The following is a 15536-nucleotide window of genomic DNA, read 5'->3' as shown; positions in this document are numbered from 1 at the left end:
GTACGACAAGTTTTCGGCTACGAAACCCGGGCCGGGATCCCCATCACTGCGGGTGGCTGGCCACGTACTCCGCGGCGGGGATCGGCGACGACGCGGCGTAGCCGATGGGCAGCAGCACGTCGCCGGCGGTGGTGTTGCAGTAGACATCCCAGCGGTAGTAGCCGACAAAAGTGGCGGGATCGGACCCGATGAGGGCCGCGTATTGATCGACCGCGCGCACGTATTCGTTTGCGTGGTTGTACCGGCAGATCGCGTGATCGCGGTCACTGGCAAAGCCGTTGGCGGCCAGGTAGCGGCCCGCCGCCATGATGCTGTCGCGCGGCGAGTTGACGTCGCCGCCCTGCCCATAGGTGGCAAACGTGCCGGGCAGGAACTGCATCGGCCCCTGCGCGCCGGCAGTGCTCACGCCATGGATGCTGCCGAGGCGGGTTTCGACGAGGTTGACGGCGGCCAGGTAGTTCCAGCCGACGCCGGATTCGGACTCCGCCTGGTGGTAGTAGCCCAGCAGTTCGTCGGCCGGGGCCGGTGGCTCGATGCTCCACGCGGGCAGCGTGTCCCGGACGGCCGTCATCGCGGTGAGTTGCCGGCGGGCGTCGACGTTGCGGTCGTAGACATCGAGCAGCGACGCCGGGATCCGCGGTCGGATGGTCGCGTCCCAGTCGGGGTGGCGCCCGATGGCGCGATATGCCGCCTGCTCGCGGTGCGCCGCCGCCACCAGCGCGGCCTCCCCCGTCGACGCGTCACGCAGTGCGTGCTCGTCGGCGACGAGGTCGTCGGCCACCTGTGCGGGGTCTGACGCCAGCTGTGGCTGTGCGCCGGCGGGGATGCTCGGCGCCTCGGGCCGCGTCATGATCGACGAAGATGCCGTTGGAGTCGGTCCCCCGGCCAGGGCGACCAGGATCGCGCCGAGGACAAGCAGCGTGGCGCGCGGTTTACCGCTCACAGTGTGCCTCCCGTTCGATCCGACTCGGGGTAGGACAACGGTAGCGATACCGCCGGCCGACGCTATGTGCTATCCCCGATTCCCGCGCCGGCGACCGTCACCGGCTCGAGCGGCGGTTGCCGCCGGGCCGGCAAACTGGCCCCGGCGGCTTCGTCGCGGCCCAGCGCGATCGCGGCCGCCGCCATCGCCGCCACCGCGACGGTGAGGACCAGCGCTGCCGACCCCCGAACCGCCAGGTGTTCCCCGAGTACCACGACACCCAGCACCACCGCGACGATCGGTTCGCCGACCAGCATGATCGGTACGGACGCCTGCAACGCGCCGGCGTGAAACGCTGCCTGCTGCACCACGGTGAGCGACGCGGCCAGCGCGACCAGCACATAGGGAGCGGGCACGGTCAGCAGCCCGTGCCAGCCGCCCACGGCGAAGCGGTGCGTGCAGATCTTGGTCAGGACCGCGATCATGCCCAGCAGGACGGCCACCGGGACCGCCAGCAGCATGGCGCGGGGGCGGCCGGCGGTGCGGCGGGCCGCGGCGACGCACCCGATCACCAGCGGGACGGTCGTCAGCAACGCGATCGTCCACCCCGGCACCGGCGCCCGGTTATGGCCTTCGCGAGGCTGGCCGACTAGCACGAACACGGCCAGGGCGGCGGTCAACAACGTCGCCCAGCCCCAGTCGGCCCAACTGATCCGCTGGTGACACATCCTCGCGCTCATCGGCAGCGCGAACAGCAGCGACGACACCAGTAGCGGTTGCACCAAGAGCAAGGAGCCGTTGGCCAGGGCCAGGGCCTGGAAGATGTAACCGGCGACCGCGGCCAGCGTGCCCGCCCACCACAACGGTTCGCGGACCAGGGTGGTGGCCATCGTGGCCGACATGGCTTTGTCGTCGGGAACGCCTTGGGCGACTCGTTGCCGAACGACGATGCCCACCGCGGCCCAGAATGCGGCGAGCAATGCCGACGCGATCGCCGCCGCGTGCGACGCCACCCACCCCATGGCCGGGTGCATACCCGGCATTCAAGCGATGTGAACCTCGGCAGTCGAGGGGGCGCGACTCACCGATAGAAGATCGTCGTCCCGACGCCACCGGGGCTATACGAGATGTACACGGGGTGTTCGAGGAAGGGCAGCGCCCCGGTGTTCATGACCTACGGCGAGGGTGTCAGCGTCAGATCAGCTGTAAACGGTCGCGCCGCCCGTGGCGTAGTTGATGTAGATCGGGTGGTCCTGGAAGATCAGGTTTCCGGTATTCATCAGCCCGCTCGTGATCGGCGTCGGGAAGTAGTCCCCGTTATAGGTGTACGAGTACAACAGGTTCCCGCCGGTGTCGTAGACGTTGATGGTCTGTCCGGGCAACGCGCCAAGGCTCGACGGCAGAGTCCCCTCTACACCACCGGAGTCGACGATCGACGAAACGGTTTGCAGAGGTCCGCCATTTACCTGCACTTGCAGGTTGGTAATCGGCATTTGCGGGAGGGTCGTCAACACGGGATGCCCACTGATCGTCGGCTGCGCTCCGAACTCCAGATAGGGATTGGCGGTGGTCTGGTTGATCAGCAAACCCTGGTTGTACGGCGACGGCAGCGCCTGGAGCGGAATGCTGGGACCCGGGCCGCCCGCGTTCGGTCCGACCCCCAGGACGCCCGACGCGCCGTCGGAAGCGAAGAACGACTGGAAGGTCAGCCCGTTGGTCATCGCGGACTGGATGGACACCGGGAAAGCCAGGAACTCGACGTTGACCGGGGTCGACGCGGTGATCAACCCGCCGCCGAAATTCACGGGCGCGTTGTAGGTCAGGTAAATGTAATCCAGACCGCCGCTGTAACCCCCGATGCCGCCCCCGATGGGGATGCCGAGCTGGAGGACGCCCAACAGTCCGCCGACCTTCGTGAAGGGTATGACGAGGCCCTCGGATCCGGTGTCGACCAGCAACGGCGCCGGCGACCCGGCGCCGACCGAGGCGTTCACCAACGGCTCGGTCCCGCCGAAGACCGTCAGCGGGGCGGTTGCGGTGCCGCCGCTTACTGTCGCGCTGGTGCCGAGCGACTGCGGCCCGGTGGGGATGATTTGGCGCCCGAACAAGATGTCGGTCGGGAAATTGATGATGTCGGCGGCGTAGGTTTCGGCGCGTCCGACCAGGCCCGCAATGGGATTGCTGGCCGCGGGGGTCAGCAAGCCAAGCGCCGCCGGGGCGGCGGCGGCCGGGTTGAGGGTGCCGGAAACTGCGGCGGACGCCTGCGCCGGCAGCGCCTGCACCGCGGACGCCCACGACGACAGTTGGGCCGCGGCGGCCGAAACCCCGCCGTGGTAGCCGACCATCGCCGACACGTCCTGGGCCCACATCTCCTCGTAGGAGGCTTCGGCGGCGGCGATCGCGGGCGCGTTCTGGCCGAACAGGTTCGAAAAAACCAGTTGGACCAGCTGGTTCCGGTTCGCGGCGACCACCACGGGATGCACCGTCGCGGCCAGGGCGGACTCGAATTCGCTGGCGACCACTTGCGCCTGCGCGGCGGCCGTCTGCGCTTGAATCGACGCCGCGTTAAGCGTGCCGGCGTACTGGGCCGCGGTCGACAGCATCGCCGCCGAGGCGGGCCCCTGCCAGGCGTCGGCGGCCAGCCCCGAGGTGATCGACGAGAACGACTGAGCCGCGGTACCCAATTCGGCGGCAAGCCCGTCCCACGCCGCGGACGCGGCCAGCATCGGCCCCGGGCCGGCGCCCGAATGGAGCAGAGACGAAATGATCTCTGGCGGTGACGTCAGAAAACTCATCCCCCGGGTGTCCTTCCGCTCTGCCCTCGACCACGTTTCCACCGGGGACGGGCACGTCACGCCCACCAGCCGATACGCCAGACTCTAGGGAAAACCGACCCAAAATTCTCGGGATTAACCAAACGTTTGCGTGACGGCGGCCACGACTACCGTGGCGCCGTGACCGACCGTCAGCAACGCGCGATGTCCTTCGGATCGATTGCCGAAAACTACGACGGGCTGCGGCCGCAACCCCCGCAGCCGGCGGTGGACTGGCTGGTCCCACCGGGTTGCGGGGTGGCCGTCGACCTCGGTGCGGGCACCGGGCTGTTCACCCGCACGCTGGTGGACAAGGCCGCGCAGGTCATCGCCGTCGAACCCGACGCGCGCATGCGAAGGGTCTTGACGGCCCGGTCGCCCGGCGTGCGCGTCCTCGAGGGCTGTGGCGAGGAGATTCCGCTTCCCGACGCCTCCGCGGACGCGGTGTTCGTCTCGTCGGCGTGGCACTGGATGGACCATGAGCGGGCCGTGCCCGAGATCGGCCGGGTGCTGCGCAACGGCGGCCGGCTCGGCCTGATCTGGACGAGCCGCGACCGCGAGGTGGGCTGGGTGCGCGAGCTGGACCGGCTGCCCGGGGACGAGGTGCCCGCCGACGCGGCTGACCGCGCGCGCCGGCGCCTGGACGTCGTCCTCCCGCTGCCGGCGATGTTCCGCAACTTCGCCCGCGAGACGTTCCGGTTCACCCGAACCATGACGATCGACGATGCCGTCGCGATGCTGGGCACCTACAGCCGGGTCATCGTCGCCTCCCCCGACGAACGCGCCCGGCGGCTGGCCGCAGCGCGGGCGGCCCTGGATGCGCGGTTCCCCGGCGCCGACCCGGTCGACATCCCGATGCAGGCGCGCTGCTGGCGCGCTGACCGGATCGCGCGCGGCGACGGGCTTTGAGACACCGCATGCGCTGCCATCGGCGGCCGTGTGTCAGCATTTGGAAATGAATTCACGCAGGCTTGCCCGCATCGTTGGAGTTTCGGCCGTGACGGCGTGGGCCGCGCTCAGCGCGCCCGTCGTCATTCCGGCCGCATCCGCCGATCCCTGCACCGACGTCGCGGTGGTCTTCGCCCGCGGCACCCACCAGGAGCCCGGCCTCGGCAACATGGGGCAGGCGTTCGTCGACTCGCTCACGGCGCAGCTCGGGGGGCGGTCGGTCAGCGTCTACGCCGTCAACTACCCGGCGAACGACGACTACCACAACAGCGCGACGGCCGGCTCCAACGACGCCAGCGCGCACATCCAAGACGTCGCCGCCAGCTGCCCCAACACGAAAATGGTGCTCGGCGGGTACTCCCAGGGCTCGACCGTGATCGACCTCGCCAGCCAGACGTTGCCGGGCCCGGTGGCCGATCACGTCGCCGCCGTCGCCCTTTTCGGCGAGCCGACCAGCGGGTTCTCCAGCATGTTGTGGGGCGGCCAGCCGCTTCCGACGATCAGCCCGGCGCTCGTCGGCCGGACCATCAGCCTGTGCGCCCCCGACGACCCGATCTGCTCCCCCGGCGGCAACATCTTGTCGCACATGTCGTACATCGACTCCGGGATGGTCAACCAGGCCGCGACGTTCGCCGCCGGCAAGATCGGTCAGGCGCCCCCGCGGGCACAGAACGGCTAGCCGCCTCCGAACTCCCGGATTGTGAAATCCCTCGTCGCGGTTCGGATCCTGATCGCCGTGGTTCTCGGGACCGCCGTCGCATTGGCGGTGGGCAACACCATCGGCTGGCGATTCGCCCTCGTCGGCTGGGTCGTCACCGCCGCCGTGTACGTGCTGTGGACGTGGCTGCTGCTGGGCCGACTGGACGCCGGCCAAACCCGCGAATACGTGACCCGCGAGGACCCGACCCGCTGGATCGCCGACACCGTCGTCGTGTCGGCAAGCCTCGCGAGCCTGGTCGGGGTGGCCTACGTGGTCGCCGCGGGGTCGCGCTCCGGCGCCGCCGCCGTCGCCGCCGCCCTGCTGGGAATCCTGGCCGTCACGGCCTCCTGGTTCGCGGTGCACACGCTGTTCACCGTGCACTACGCGCGGCTCTACTACTCGGACGAACCGGGCGGGATCAACTTTCACGACCCGGAGCCGCCCCGGTTCAGCGACTTCGCGTACCTGGCCTTCACCGTCGGCATGACCTATCAGGTGTCCGACACCGAGATCGGGCTGACCTCGATCCGGGCGACCGTGCTGCGCCAGGCGCTGCTGTCCTATCTGCTTGGCGCCGTTGTCCTTGCGGTCACCATCAATTTGATCGCCGGGCTGGGTTCCAAGCTGTGACGCCGGGCTAATCTGGCTGGCATGGCCATCGAGTCCACCATGCTCGCCCTCGGCACCCCCGCGCCGCCGTTCTCGCTCCCCGACCCGGCCACCGGGGCCACGGTCAGCCTCGACGAGCTCACCGGCCCCGCACTCGTCGTCACCTTCATCTGCAACCACTGCCCGTACGTCAAGCACGTCGCCGCCGGGCTCGCCGCGCTGGGCCGCGACCTCGCGGACCAGGGCGTCGCGATGGTCGGCATCTCCAGCAACGACGTGGTCACCTACCCGCAGGACGGCCCCGAGCAGATGGCCGCCGAGGCCCGCGCCCACGGCTGGACGTTCCCCTACCTCTACGACGAGAGCCAGGACGTCGCGCGCGCCTTCTCGGCGGCCTGCACGCCCGACACGTTCGTCTTCGACGGCGAGCGCCGGCTGGTCTACCGCGGACAGCTCGACGACTCCCGCCCGGGAAACGACAAGCCGGTGACGGCCGCCGACGTCCGCGCGGCGGTCGACGCGGTGCTCGCCGGCAGGCCGGTCGACGCCGATCAGCGCCCGTCGATCGGGTGCGGCATCAAGTGGCGTTCAGCCTGATTCGCGCGTTTGGGCGCTCTGTGCGCGGGTATCGCAACACCAGCTATGACCGCGCAACCCCCCGACCCCGATCCCGCACAAACCCCCGACCTCGAGCCGGGCGGAGGCGTCACGCCGGGCGCAACCCCGCCGGCCGCGCCGCAGACCTCCGGTGTGGCCGAGGCCCAACCACTCAATCGCGGGCGATTCACCCGCGGGTCGGCCCTCACGGTCCTCGCCGTTTGCGTCTTCGTCGTGGCCTTCGCCGCGGTGGCGGTGCTGCTCGTCATGAAAATCCTCGGGCTGACGGGCTGAGGTTCCCGGCTACCGGGGCAAAAACTTCGCGATGGCTGTCGCGGCGCGTCACGCCCAAGTAGTCTCGCGCGCATAGGGTCGGTAGCCGACGGGCGGAAGGCTCGGGACATGCGGTTTGTGGTCGATCTGAACAAGTGCCAGGGCTATGCCCAGTGCGTTCCCCTAGCGCCCGAGGTGCTGAAGCTTGTCGGCGAGGAGGCCCTGGCCTACGACCCCAACCCCGACGACTCGCAGCGCCAGCGCGTGTTGCGCGCCGCGGCGTCCTGTCCGGTTCAGGCGATCATCCTGGAAGTCGATCCGCCGGCGGACCGGGACACCACGTGATCACCACCCCGCTCGTCAGCCAGCTCGTCGAAACCTTCAAGACGCAGGGCCGGATAGTCATCGTGGGTGCGTCGCTGGCCGGTTTGCGCGCTGCGGAAACGTTGCGGGAGAAAGGTTTTCGCGGTCCGCTCACCATCATCGGCGACGAGCCGCACGAACCCTATGACCGGCCGCCGCTGTCCAAGCAGGTCTTGAAGGGATGGGTGCCCGCCGACCACACGAAGCTCCCCCGCCTGTGTCCGGTCGACGCCCAATGGCGGCTCGGCGTCGCGGCGGTAGGGCTGGACCGGTCAAACCGCCAAGTCCTGCTGGCCGACGGCGACCGGGTGGATTACGACCGGCTGCTGATCGCCACCGGCACCCGCGCACGCCCGTGGTTCAACCCGCACGAGGCCGCCCTGGACGGCGTGTTCACCGTGCGCACGTGTGACGACGCCGCGAAGCTGGCCGCCGCGCTCCGGGAGCGACCGCGCCGGGTGCTGATCGTGGGCTCGGGTTTCGTGGGCTCCGAAATCGCTTCGGTGTGCCGCGATCTCGACCTACCGGTGACGGTCGCCGAGCGCGGCAAGGCGCCGCTGTCCGGCGCGCTGGGCGGTGTGATCGGCGACATCGCCGCGCAGATGCAGATCGACGCCGGCGTCGATCTGCGAACGGGTGTGGCGGTGCAGGGCCTCGACGGTGACGCCGGCGGCCACGTTCGCGAGGCCCGGCTGTCCGACGGCACCGTGCTCGACGTCGACGTGGTGGTGGCCTGCCTGGGCTCGATCCGCAACGTGGAATGGCTCGATGGCGCGCAGCTGGCGAGCGGGTTCTGGGGGCTGGCCTGCGACGCCGGGTGCCGCGCCTTCGACATCAACGGTGTGGTGACCGACAACATCTTCGTGGCGGGCGATGTGGCGCGCGCGCCGCACGTCCTCTACGAGTACCAGTTCATGTCTCAAGAGCATTGGGACAACGCCGTTTTCGGTGCCGAGGTGGCGGCCAACAACATGATCACCCTGGAGATGGGCCGGCGGCCTCACCTGCCGCTGCCGTCGTTCTGGTCCGGCCAATTCGGCGTCAACATCAAGAGCGTCGGGGTGTGCTCCTTCGGCGACGAGATCGTGTTCACCCAGGGCTCGGTCGAGCAACGCCGGTTCGCGGCCGCCTACGGTCACCGCGGCCGCATCGTCGGGGCGGTGACGTTCAACCACGGCAAATGGCTGCCCTATTACGCCTCGCTGATCGAACGATCCGCACCGTTCCCGCCGCCCCCGCCGGGCTACGACCGGGCCGCCATCTCCGAGCCGATGCCGGCCCGGTTTCCCGATCCCCGCGAACCGACCGCCCTTCCCGATGTGGTGCTGACCGGGCACGACCCAACCTCGCGCGGCGCCGAATTCCGGCCCAGAAGCCGCTGAGCCCAGGAGCCGACGATGAATGCCGAAACCGCCTGGGCCGAGGCGATGAAGTTCGAGAACCGCCCGAACCCGTACCCGTACTTCGAGCAACTGCGCGACACACCGGTGGCCAAGGTCGCCGAAAAGACCTACGCCGTAACCGGTTATCGCGAATTGCTCGCGTTGGCACACGACCCGCGGATCAGCTCCGACATCAGCCGGAGCCCGGCGGGCTTGGGCGGTGACAAACCCGAACCCGAGCCCGGCAGCGAGCACATGCAGGCCTACGGCCGCGCGCCCAGCATCATCGTCTCCGACCCACCCGATCACGACCGGGCCCGCCGGCAGGTCATGCGTCACTTCGGTCCGCCGCACTCCCCCGACCTGATTCCCGGCATGGAACCGTTCATCGTGCAGCTGGCCAACGAGTCGCTGGACAAGGTCAAAGCCCGGGCCGGCACCCGCCTGGACGTGGTGGAGGACTTCGCCTACCCGATACCCGTCGCCGTCATCTGCAGGATCCTCGGCGTGCCCGTCGAGGACGAGCCGATGTTCCACGCCTGGATCTTCGACTTCATGAGGGGCACGGATCTCGGCCCGGAGGGCGGCACCGACGACGGCCGGGCGTTGGCCGAAAAAGGCCGCGCCAGCACCGCGGCATTGCACGACTACCTGGGTGGCTTGGTGCAGAGCTACGCGGAAACGCCCGGCGAGGGCCTGCTTTCCAGGCTGTTGCACGACGATGGGCCCGACGGTCCGATGTCGGTGAAGGAGACGACGTCGAACGCCATGCTGCTGTTGGTCGCGGGGCACGACTCCACGGTCAACACCATCACCAACTGTGTGATGACGCTGCTGCGGAACCCCGGTTCCTGGGATCTGATGCGGCAGCGCCCGGAGCTGATCCCGCGCGCCATCGAAGAGGTACAGCGGCTGCAGTCCGCGGTGCAGTTCTTCCCCAGCCGCAGCGCCACCGCCGACATCGAGATCGGAGCGACGGTGATCCCGGCCGGGTCGGCGGTGCACCTCGTCTACGCCGCGGCCAATCGGGATCCCCGCCGGTTCGACAACCCCGATCGTTTCGATCCGCTACGTGAGGACAACGAGCATTTCGGCTGGGGCAGCGGCATTCACACCTGCATGGGCGGCCCGCTGGCGCGCCTGGAGGTCAACCTTGCGCTGGAAACGTTCCTTCGCCGGGTCGAGTCTCCGAGGCTCGTCGTCGACCCGCCGCCGTATCGGCACAATCAGGTGTTCCGCGGGCCGCGACACCTTTGGGTGGATTTCACCGCGATCGCCGGCTGAGCTTGCCTACGCGATGGTGACGCGGTCACCGACCCGGATGACGCCCTGCCCCACCACCTCCAGGTACGCCCCGGCGCACGGCTGCGGCCCGTGACCGCCCGTGTCCCAACGGTTCTCGGCGGCGGGAGTGCGAAGCGCGTGCGGGGCCCGCGGCAACCTACCGTGCTCGAGCGTCGGCACCACGCACCGTGAGGTGGCCGTCAGCGCGCGCAGCCGGGCCTCGCCCACCACGAGTTCCCTTCCCACCCAGTCGTTTTCGGTATACGGGGGGTGGTCCGGCGGGGTCGCGATCACCAGGTTCGGCCGGTAGCGCAGCGCCTCCACGCCGATGTGCTCGAGGGTGGCCGTGGTGATCGCGTGCAGCGGGGCCTCGTCGGTGAACGAGTCGCCCGGGGTCGCCTGGGCGATCTCGAGGATGCGGCCGCCGACCTCGGCGTCCAACCCGAGCTCGAGCAGCTGCTCGGGATCCGGGCGTTCCAGCGTCGCGCCCTGCGGTCGCTGCCTGACCAGTCGCACCGTCCGGCCCAACAGCCGCGAGAGCACGTCGTCGACTCCGGGGTCATCGGCCGTGACGTCGGTCCCGTCGGGCAGCCTGATCCTGACGCGCCCGGTGTCGGCGTGGGCCCTGCATTTCAGCAGCCCACGCCACAGGCGCGCCTGTTTGGCGCTGGCCACATGGCCGGTTTCGGCGTCGATCAGCGCGAGCCGCCGGTCGCCCTCGGCGCCGCCTTCGTCGACGAACAGGGAGTCCACGGCTTCGCCGAGCATCGACTTCACCGGATAGCGGCGCAAACTCTCCACACGCATGTGCACCGCAGCGAGATCTTCCACTGCCTATCCCCCGCAAGAGACACGTCATTCACCGTCAGGGGAGACAGTACTGGGGCGCGCAGCGGCGACTAGCCCGGGCAGTAGGTGGATTCCGCCGCGCTGACCCAGCCGGTCATGTCGGCGAACGAGAAGCCCTTCGCGCTCATGCTGGAGTGCAAGTCGGTGGCGATCGCATCGGGCGTCTTGCCGGCCATCCGGTCGGCGCAGACCGCGTGTCCCATCGCGATCATGTCCGAGTCGGCCGACTCGGGCCAGCTGAATCCGAGCGTTTTCAGTTTCGCGAGGTATGCGTCGTCCGTGGAGTCGGCCGATGCAATCGCGGTGCTTGCTGTCAGGGCGGCGCCGACCATCACAGGGATAGTCAGTTTGGCCAGCCATCGAGGTGCAAACATTTCGTTCCCCTTTTCTTATCGGCGTCCAAGGTGTCGTCAGTATATGGCTGTTCACGCTAATCGATCACCAAATATTTCGAAACTTGAGAGCAGCCAATTGCGAGGTGACGGCAATCGAGCACAGCCGCCTTCCGGACCGCCGGCGCCTCGGAAGGCGGCAACAAGCGCATCGCGAGTTGGCAGGAATGCAACGCCGGCGAATACGCCGCGTAACCAATCGATGCACAGCTTCAGCAGACTTCAAATGGCAACTGTTGCCCTGATCGACAATTTGCTAGGGGATCTGAGCCAGGAGTTTCCTTTTCTGTTCCGTGAATTCCTCGTCGGTGAGGATTCCCGAGTCACGCAGCGAGGCCAGTTCCCGGAGCTCCGCGGCCACGCTCGTGATCGGTCCGCCGGCCGGTGCTTCCGGGGGCGCCTTCTTGTCGGTGGTCGTCGGCGCCCCGATCCGCTCCCGGCGGGCCGGGCCACCGCCCGCGCCGCCGGTGCCGGCCATCGCGCGCCCGGCCATGCCCGCCAGGGCCATCTGGCTGAACAGGCTGCCCATGCTGCCGGTGGAGGCCTCGGCGGTGGCGCCCATGCTGGTGGCCGGCAACGCGACCGCCAGGGGCCGTATCATCGTTGTCTCGGCGGCCCAGGCGGGCGGAACCGACAGCGCCCCAATCGTTTTCGCCTCCGCGAGGCCGGCGGTGGCCGCTGACCCGCCGGCCAGGTTCGTGATCACCGGGAACGGCGACGGGGGCACCGGCGCCGTCCCCGGCCACGCCTGGATCCCCGCCCAACCGCTGACGATGTCGTCGGTGTGGAAACCGGTCAGCGCACCGGCAACGTCGAACGGCAGCGCCGGTAGCGCCACTCCGGTGTCGACCCCGAGGCTCGCCGCGCTCAATTCAGGGTCGATGAAGACCCCGCTCAGGTTGGCCAGCACGGCCAGCAGATCGAGTGGCCCGAACTGGGCCGGGGTGGCCGCGAGGCTGGTCAGCGCGGCGGGCACCGCGGCGATCGCCTGCGGCACGCTCGACACGGCGCTCTGCGCGTTTCCCGCGGAGGTGCCGCCGGCTCGCGCCACCGCCGCGGCCTGGGCGGCCGGCCCGGCGGGACTGGTGTTTCGCGGCGGCGCCGAGAACGGCGTCAGCGCCGTCGCCAACGCCGACGCGGCGGCATAGCCGTACATGGCGGCGGCGTCCTGGGCCCACATCTCGGCGTACTGCGCCTCGGTCGTCGCGATGGCGGGGGTGTTCTGCCCGAAGATGTTGGTCGAGACCAGCGCCAGCAGCAGGCTGCGGTTGGCCGCGACCACCGGCGGCGGGATCGTCTCGGCGAAGGCCGCCTCGTAGGCGCCGGCCGCGGCTTTGGCCTGGGTGGCGGCCTGTTCGGCCTGCGTGGCGGAGGTTCTCGTCCACGCCAGGTATGGGGCGGCCGCGGCGGCCATCAACCCTGAGGCCGGGCCCAGCCAGGGGCCGGCGGTCAGCGCCGCGACCTCCGATTGGTAGGAGCTCGCCGCCGCGTGCAGGGCGGCGGCCAGCCCATCCCATGCCGACGCGGCGGCCAGCAACGGCCCCGAGCCTGGGCCGGTGTACATCCGGGTGGAGTTGATCTCGGGCGGCAGCGCTGCGAAGTCCATGTCGTTCCCTCCGATCGAGTCAAAACGCCGCCAGGGCGCTGGCGGCCTCGGTGACGACTAGTTGGGCGGCGCGGCCAAAACCGGGCCGGCAAAGGATCGCACGTCCCTCAGTAGTACATGTCCGGCGCGTGAACGTAGCCGATACCCCGCCAAACGGACGTGTTAACGGGTGGTGTCCGACGGCCGCCCCTGTGCGACCCCGGATCGGGTCGTGTAGAAGAGTCTCGTGGACGCGCCGCAGCCCAAACCATTCGACACGCCGAGGCTGCGCGAAGCGATGGTCAGCCGGCTCTACCGCCGATCGATGGCCGAGGGCCAAATTTCGGTGCCCGCCGTGCCCGGCATGATCGACGAGTACTCGCAGCTGTGCGCGAACCTGTGCGCGACCCTGGGTGTGCCGTACACGCCCGAACAAGCTCGTCAGCTCAACCAGGTGCTGGAGGCCGAGCTGGCGAAGGCCTTCAAGGCGTCCCAGCGGTCGGAGATCGTCATCTCGTTTCAGGTTCCCTTCGGAACGGGCCTGAACTACCGCGTCAAGGCCGAATGGCGCACGGTCGAGGCCGATTACGACAACTGGGTTGCCACCCGGCAGCCGCCGCTGTTCGGCCACGAGCCCGACGCGCGCGTGCTGGCGCTGGCCTGCGAAGCGGCCGACCCGGCGAGCTGCCGGGTGCTGGACGTCGGCGCCGGAACGGGGCGCAACGCCATCGCCCTGGCCCGGCGTGGCCATCCGGTGGACGCGGTCGAAATGGCGCCGAAGTTCGCCGAACTCATGCGCGCGGAGGTGGAGGGCGAATCGCTCGGCGTGCGCGTCATGCAGAGCGACGTCTTCACCGCGATGGAGGGCGTGCACGACGAGTACCAGCTGATGGTGCTCTCCGAGGTGGTGCCCGACTTCCGGACCCCCCACGAGTTGCGCGGCGTGTTCGAACTCGCCGCCGATGTGGTGGCGCCCGGCGGACGCCTGGTGTTCAACGCGTTCCTGCCGAAGCCCGGCTACACCCCCGACCACGCCGCGCTCGAGCTCGGGCAGCAGTGCAACACCATGATCTTCACCCGTGAGGAGTTGACGAACGCGGCGGCCGGGCTGCCCTTCGAGTTGATCGCCGACGATTCGGCCTACGACTACGAGAAGGCAAACCTGCCCGAGGGCGCCTGGCCCCCGACGGGCTGGTTCGAGAGCTGGGCCAGCGGCCTCGACGTGTTCGACGTCCCGCGCGAAGAATCCCCGATCGAGTTGCGCTGGCTCGTCTACCGGAAGACGGTCGGGCGCTAGGCCGTCAGGTCCCGGGTGGCCGGGCCTTCCAGCAAGGTGCCGTCGGGGGCGAATCGCGACCCGTGCAGCGGGCACTCCCACGCCTCGTCGGCGTCGTTCCAGTTGACGATTCCACCCAGGTGCGGGCACACCGGCGACACGCGGTGCTCGGTTCCGTCGACGCGGCAGCGGGCCTCCAGATGCCACGGCGGCCCGCTCACCACGCCGCCCTCGCCGTTGACCGGGCTGCGACGGCCGGTGCGCATCGCCGGGGTGATCCAGCCCTTCGCCAGGTCGAAGCCCACCTCGAGGTTGGCCTGCAGAGCCATCAGCAGGCCCGACAGCTCGTGCGGACTCCAGCTGGCGAACGCGCTCGACCAGTCCATCCGCCCGCCCAGGATGCGGCTGGACAGCGCCAACGCCGCCGCGGCGCCGTTGGTCATGCCCCACTTGTTGAATCCCGTTGCGACGAAGATGGTTTCGGTGTTCGGCAGGATGGGGCCCACATACGGCAGGTAGTCGATGGGCGTGTAGTCCTGCGCGGACCAGAAGTGGGTCTGCACGGACCCGGGGTAGTGCTTTTGCGCCCACGACGAGAGCTCGGCCAAGGATTTCGACGGGCTCTTCTTGCGACCCACCGTGTGGCCGGCCCCGCCCACGATCAGCCGCTCCCCGCCCGCCACGGGCGCATAGCGGACCGAGCGCGTCGGCGAATCGGTGGAGATCATCATCGGCCGGGTGATGTTGCCGGGGACCTTGAACGCCAGGCAGTAGGACCGGCTCGGCTTCAGCCGCGCGAAATAGCCGCCGCGATCCAGGATCGGGATTCCGGTGGCGAGCACCAGCTGCCCGGCCCGTAGCTCGACGTCACGCCCCGCGGCATCGTCGACGTGCACGCGCACCCCCTTGCCGCGCCAGGACACGCGCCGGACTCGGGTGTGCTCGACCAGTCGTCCACCGCGGCCGAGTAACTCGGTGGCCAGCGAGTCGAGGAACGGCATGGGGTCGAACTGGGCCTGGTCGGGCAGCCGCACGCCGCCGTGATACGGAAACGGCACGTCCGCGTCGTCGTCCCACACGGCGTCCAGGCCCACCGCCTGGCAGGCCGCCAGTTCCGCGCGCGCGGACAGGACGCCCCGCGCGGATTGGGCGTAGGTGTAGGCGTCCTCGCGCTGCACGGCGACGCCGTTGGCCTCGCAGTGCTGCAGCACCCACTCCTGGCCCTCGCGATTGCCGCACACGTAGGCGCGGGCCACGTCCGGGCCGTGCCTGGGCAGCAGCTTCGACAGCTGGCTGCCCTGCAGCAGACTGATCTTGGCGGTGGTGTTTCCCGTCGCGCAGGAACCGACGGTGCGCGCCTCGACCACCAACACGTCCCTGCCGGCGCGGGCCAGCAGAACGGCGGTCATCAGCCCGGTGATCCCGGCGCCGACGACGATGACGTCGGCGGAACGTGGGCCGTCATCAAGCCGGCTTGCGGCCCAAGGCGGTTCGGCGCGGTCGGTCAGCCATAAAGAAGTCACGGCTGGGCTGATACCCGCGC

At 69.5% G+C, this 15536-nt stretch carries 17 protein-coding genes; 9 read left to right on the top strand and 8 right to left on the bottom strand.

Going from position 1 to position 15536, the window contains the following annotated elements; all coding sequences use genetic code 11:
* Positions 1-43 precede the first annotated feature (43 nt).
* The 4 genes from AC5Y2S_RS21950 to AC5Y2S_RS21935 form a co-directional block, all read right to left on the bottom strand.
* Positions 44-850: a lytic transglycosylase domain-containing protein gene (locus tag AC5Y2S_RS21950; protein ID WP_499958529.1), complete on the bottom strand. Its 807-nt coding sequence runs from the start codon at positions 848-850 to the stop codon at positions 44-46.
* Positions 851-1005: 155 nt separating this feature from the next.
* Positions 1006-1956 carry a DMT family transporter gene (locus AC5Y2S_RS21945; RefSeq protein ID WP_499958325.1) on the bottom strand — a complete coding sequence of 317 codons (951 nt, stop codon included), beginning with the start codon at positions 1954-1956 and terminating at the stop codon, positions 1006-1008.
* Between the two features lie 47 nt (positions 1957-2003).
* Positions 2004-2093, bottom strand: coding sequence for a hypothetical protein (locus AC5Y2S_RS21940; RefSeq protein WP_499880582.1), 90 nt, complete (start codon positions 2091-2093; stop codon positions 2004-2006).
* Positions 2094-2121: 28 nt separating this feature from the next.
* Positions 2122-3717, bottom strand: a complete 1596-nt coding sequence (locus tag AC5Y2S_RS21935) for a PecA family PE domain-processing aspartic protease (RefSeq protein WP_499958324.1) — start codon at positions 3715-3717, stop codon at positions 2122-2124.
* Between the two features lie 159 nt (positions 3718-3876).
* Between AC5Y2S_RS21935 and AC5Y2S_RS21930 the strand changes: the two genes are divergently transcribed.
* The 8 genes from AC5Y2S_RS21930 to AC5Y2S_RS21895 all read left to right on the top strand — a co-directional run bounded on the left by AC5Y2S_RS21930 (position 3877) and on the right by AC5Y2S_RS21895 (position 9891).
* Entirely contained in the window at positions 3877-4644 is a 768-nt protein-coding gene (locus tag AC5Y2S_RS21930) for a class I SAM-dependent methyltransferase (RefSeq protein ID WP_499958323.1), read from the top strand.
* Between the two features lie 46 nt (positions 4645-4690).
* Positions 4691-5362 (top strand): cutinase family protein, encoded by a 672-nt coding sequence (locus AC5Y2S_RS21925; protein WP_499958322.1) that lies wholly within the window; start codon positions 4691-4693, stop codon positions 5360-5362.
* A 21-nt stretch (positions 5363-5383) separates the two neighbouring features.
* The gene (locus AC5Y2S_RS21920) at positions 5384-6013 is read left to right on the top strand and encodes a DUF1345 domain-containing protein (protein WP_499958321.1); all 630 of its coding nucleotides are present in this window, start codon (positions 5384-5386) and stop codon (positions 6011-6013) included.
* 21 nt (positions 6014-6034) lie between these two features.
* Complete coding sequence (locus tag AC5Y2S_RS21915; RefSeq protein WP_499958320.1) at positions 6035-6589, top strand: thioredoxin family protein; 555 nt, start codon at positions 6035-6037, stop codon at positions 6587-6589.
* Positions 6590-6634: 45 nt separating this feature from the next.
* A complete protein-coding gene (locus tag AC5Y2S_RS21910) occupies positions 6635-6883 on the top strand; it encodes a DUF6480 family protein (protein ID WP_499958319.1) in 249 nt (82 codons plus the stop codon).
* Positions 6884-6991: 108 nt separating this feature from the next.
* Positions 6992-7207 (top strand): ferredoxin, encoded by a 216-nt coding sequence (locus AC5Y2S_RS21905; protein WP_499958318.1) that lies wholly within the window; start codon positions 6992-6994, stop codon positions 7205-7207.
* A complete protein-coding gene (locus AC5Y2S_RS21900) occupies positions 7204-8607 on the top strand; it encodes an NAD(P)/FAD-dependent oxidoreductase (RefSeq protein ID WP_499958317.1) in 1404 nt (467 codons plus the stop codon). Before AC5Y2S_RS21905 ends, AC5Y2S_RS21900 begins: the two co-directional genes overlap by 4 nt.
* 15 nt (positions 8608-8622) lie before the next feature.
* Positions 8623-9891: a cytochrome P450 gene (locus tag AC5Y2S_RS21895; RefSeq protein ID WP_499958316.1), complete on the top strand. Its 1269-nt coding sequence runs from the start codon at positions 8623-8625 to the stop codon at positions 9889-9891.
* Positions 9892-9897: 6 nt separating this feature from the next.
* On the opposite strand, the gene AC5Y2S_RS21890 is transcribed toward AC5Y2S_RS21895, so the two are convergent.
* From AC5Y2S_RS21890 to AC5Y2S_RS21880, 3 genes are all read right to left on the bottom strand, one after another.
* On the bottom strand, positions 9898-10698 hold the full coding sequence (locus tag AC5Y2S_RS21890) for an MOSC domain-containing protein (RefSeq protein ID WP_499958528.1): 801 nt from the start codon (positions 10696-10698) through the stop codon (positions 9898-9900).
* Between the two features lie 92 nt (positions 10699-10790).
* A complete protein-coding gene (locus AC5Y2S_RS21885) occupies positions 10791-11072 on the bottom strand; it encodes a DUF732 domain-containing protein (protein ID WP_499958315.1) in 282 nt (93 codons plus the stop codon).
* Positions 11073-11388: 316 nt separating this feature from the next.
* Positions 11389-12738, bottom strand: coding sequence for a PPE family protein, SVP subgroup (locus tag AC5Y2S_RS21880; protein WP_499958314.1), 1350 nt, complete (start codon positions 12736-12738; stop codon positions 11389-11391).
* Positions 12739-13015: 277 nt separating this feature from the next.
* Between AC5Y2S_RS21880 and AC5Y2S_RS21875 the strand changes: the two genes are divergently transcribed.
* The gene (locus tag AC5Y2S_RS21875; RefSeq protein WP_499958526.1) at positions 13016-14014 is read left to right on the top strand and encodes a class I SAM-dependent methyltransferase; all 999 of its coding nucleotides are present in this window, start codon (positions 13016-13018) and stop codon (positions 14012-14014) included.
* Here AC5Y2S_RS21875 and AC5Y2S_RS21870 read toward each other — a convergent pair.
* Complete coding sequence (locus AC5Y2S_RS21870) at positions 14011-15516, bottom strand: FAD-dependent oxidoreductase (protein ID WP_499958313.1); 1506 nt, start codon at positions 15514-15516, stop codon at positions 14011-14013. The two genes, AC5Y2S_RS21875 and AC5Y2S_RS21870, sit on opposite strands and share 4 nt — an antisense overlap.
* Positions 15517-15536: the final 20 nt, after the last annotated feature.

The organism is Mycobacterium sp. NGS69 (assembly GCF_059812165.1).
Note: the sequence above shows the minus strand (reverse complement) of the source record. Positions and strands in the feature narration are given on the sequence as shown.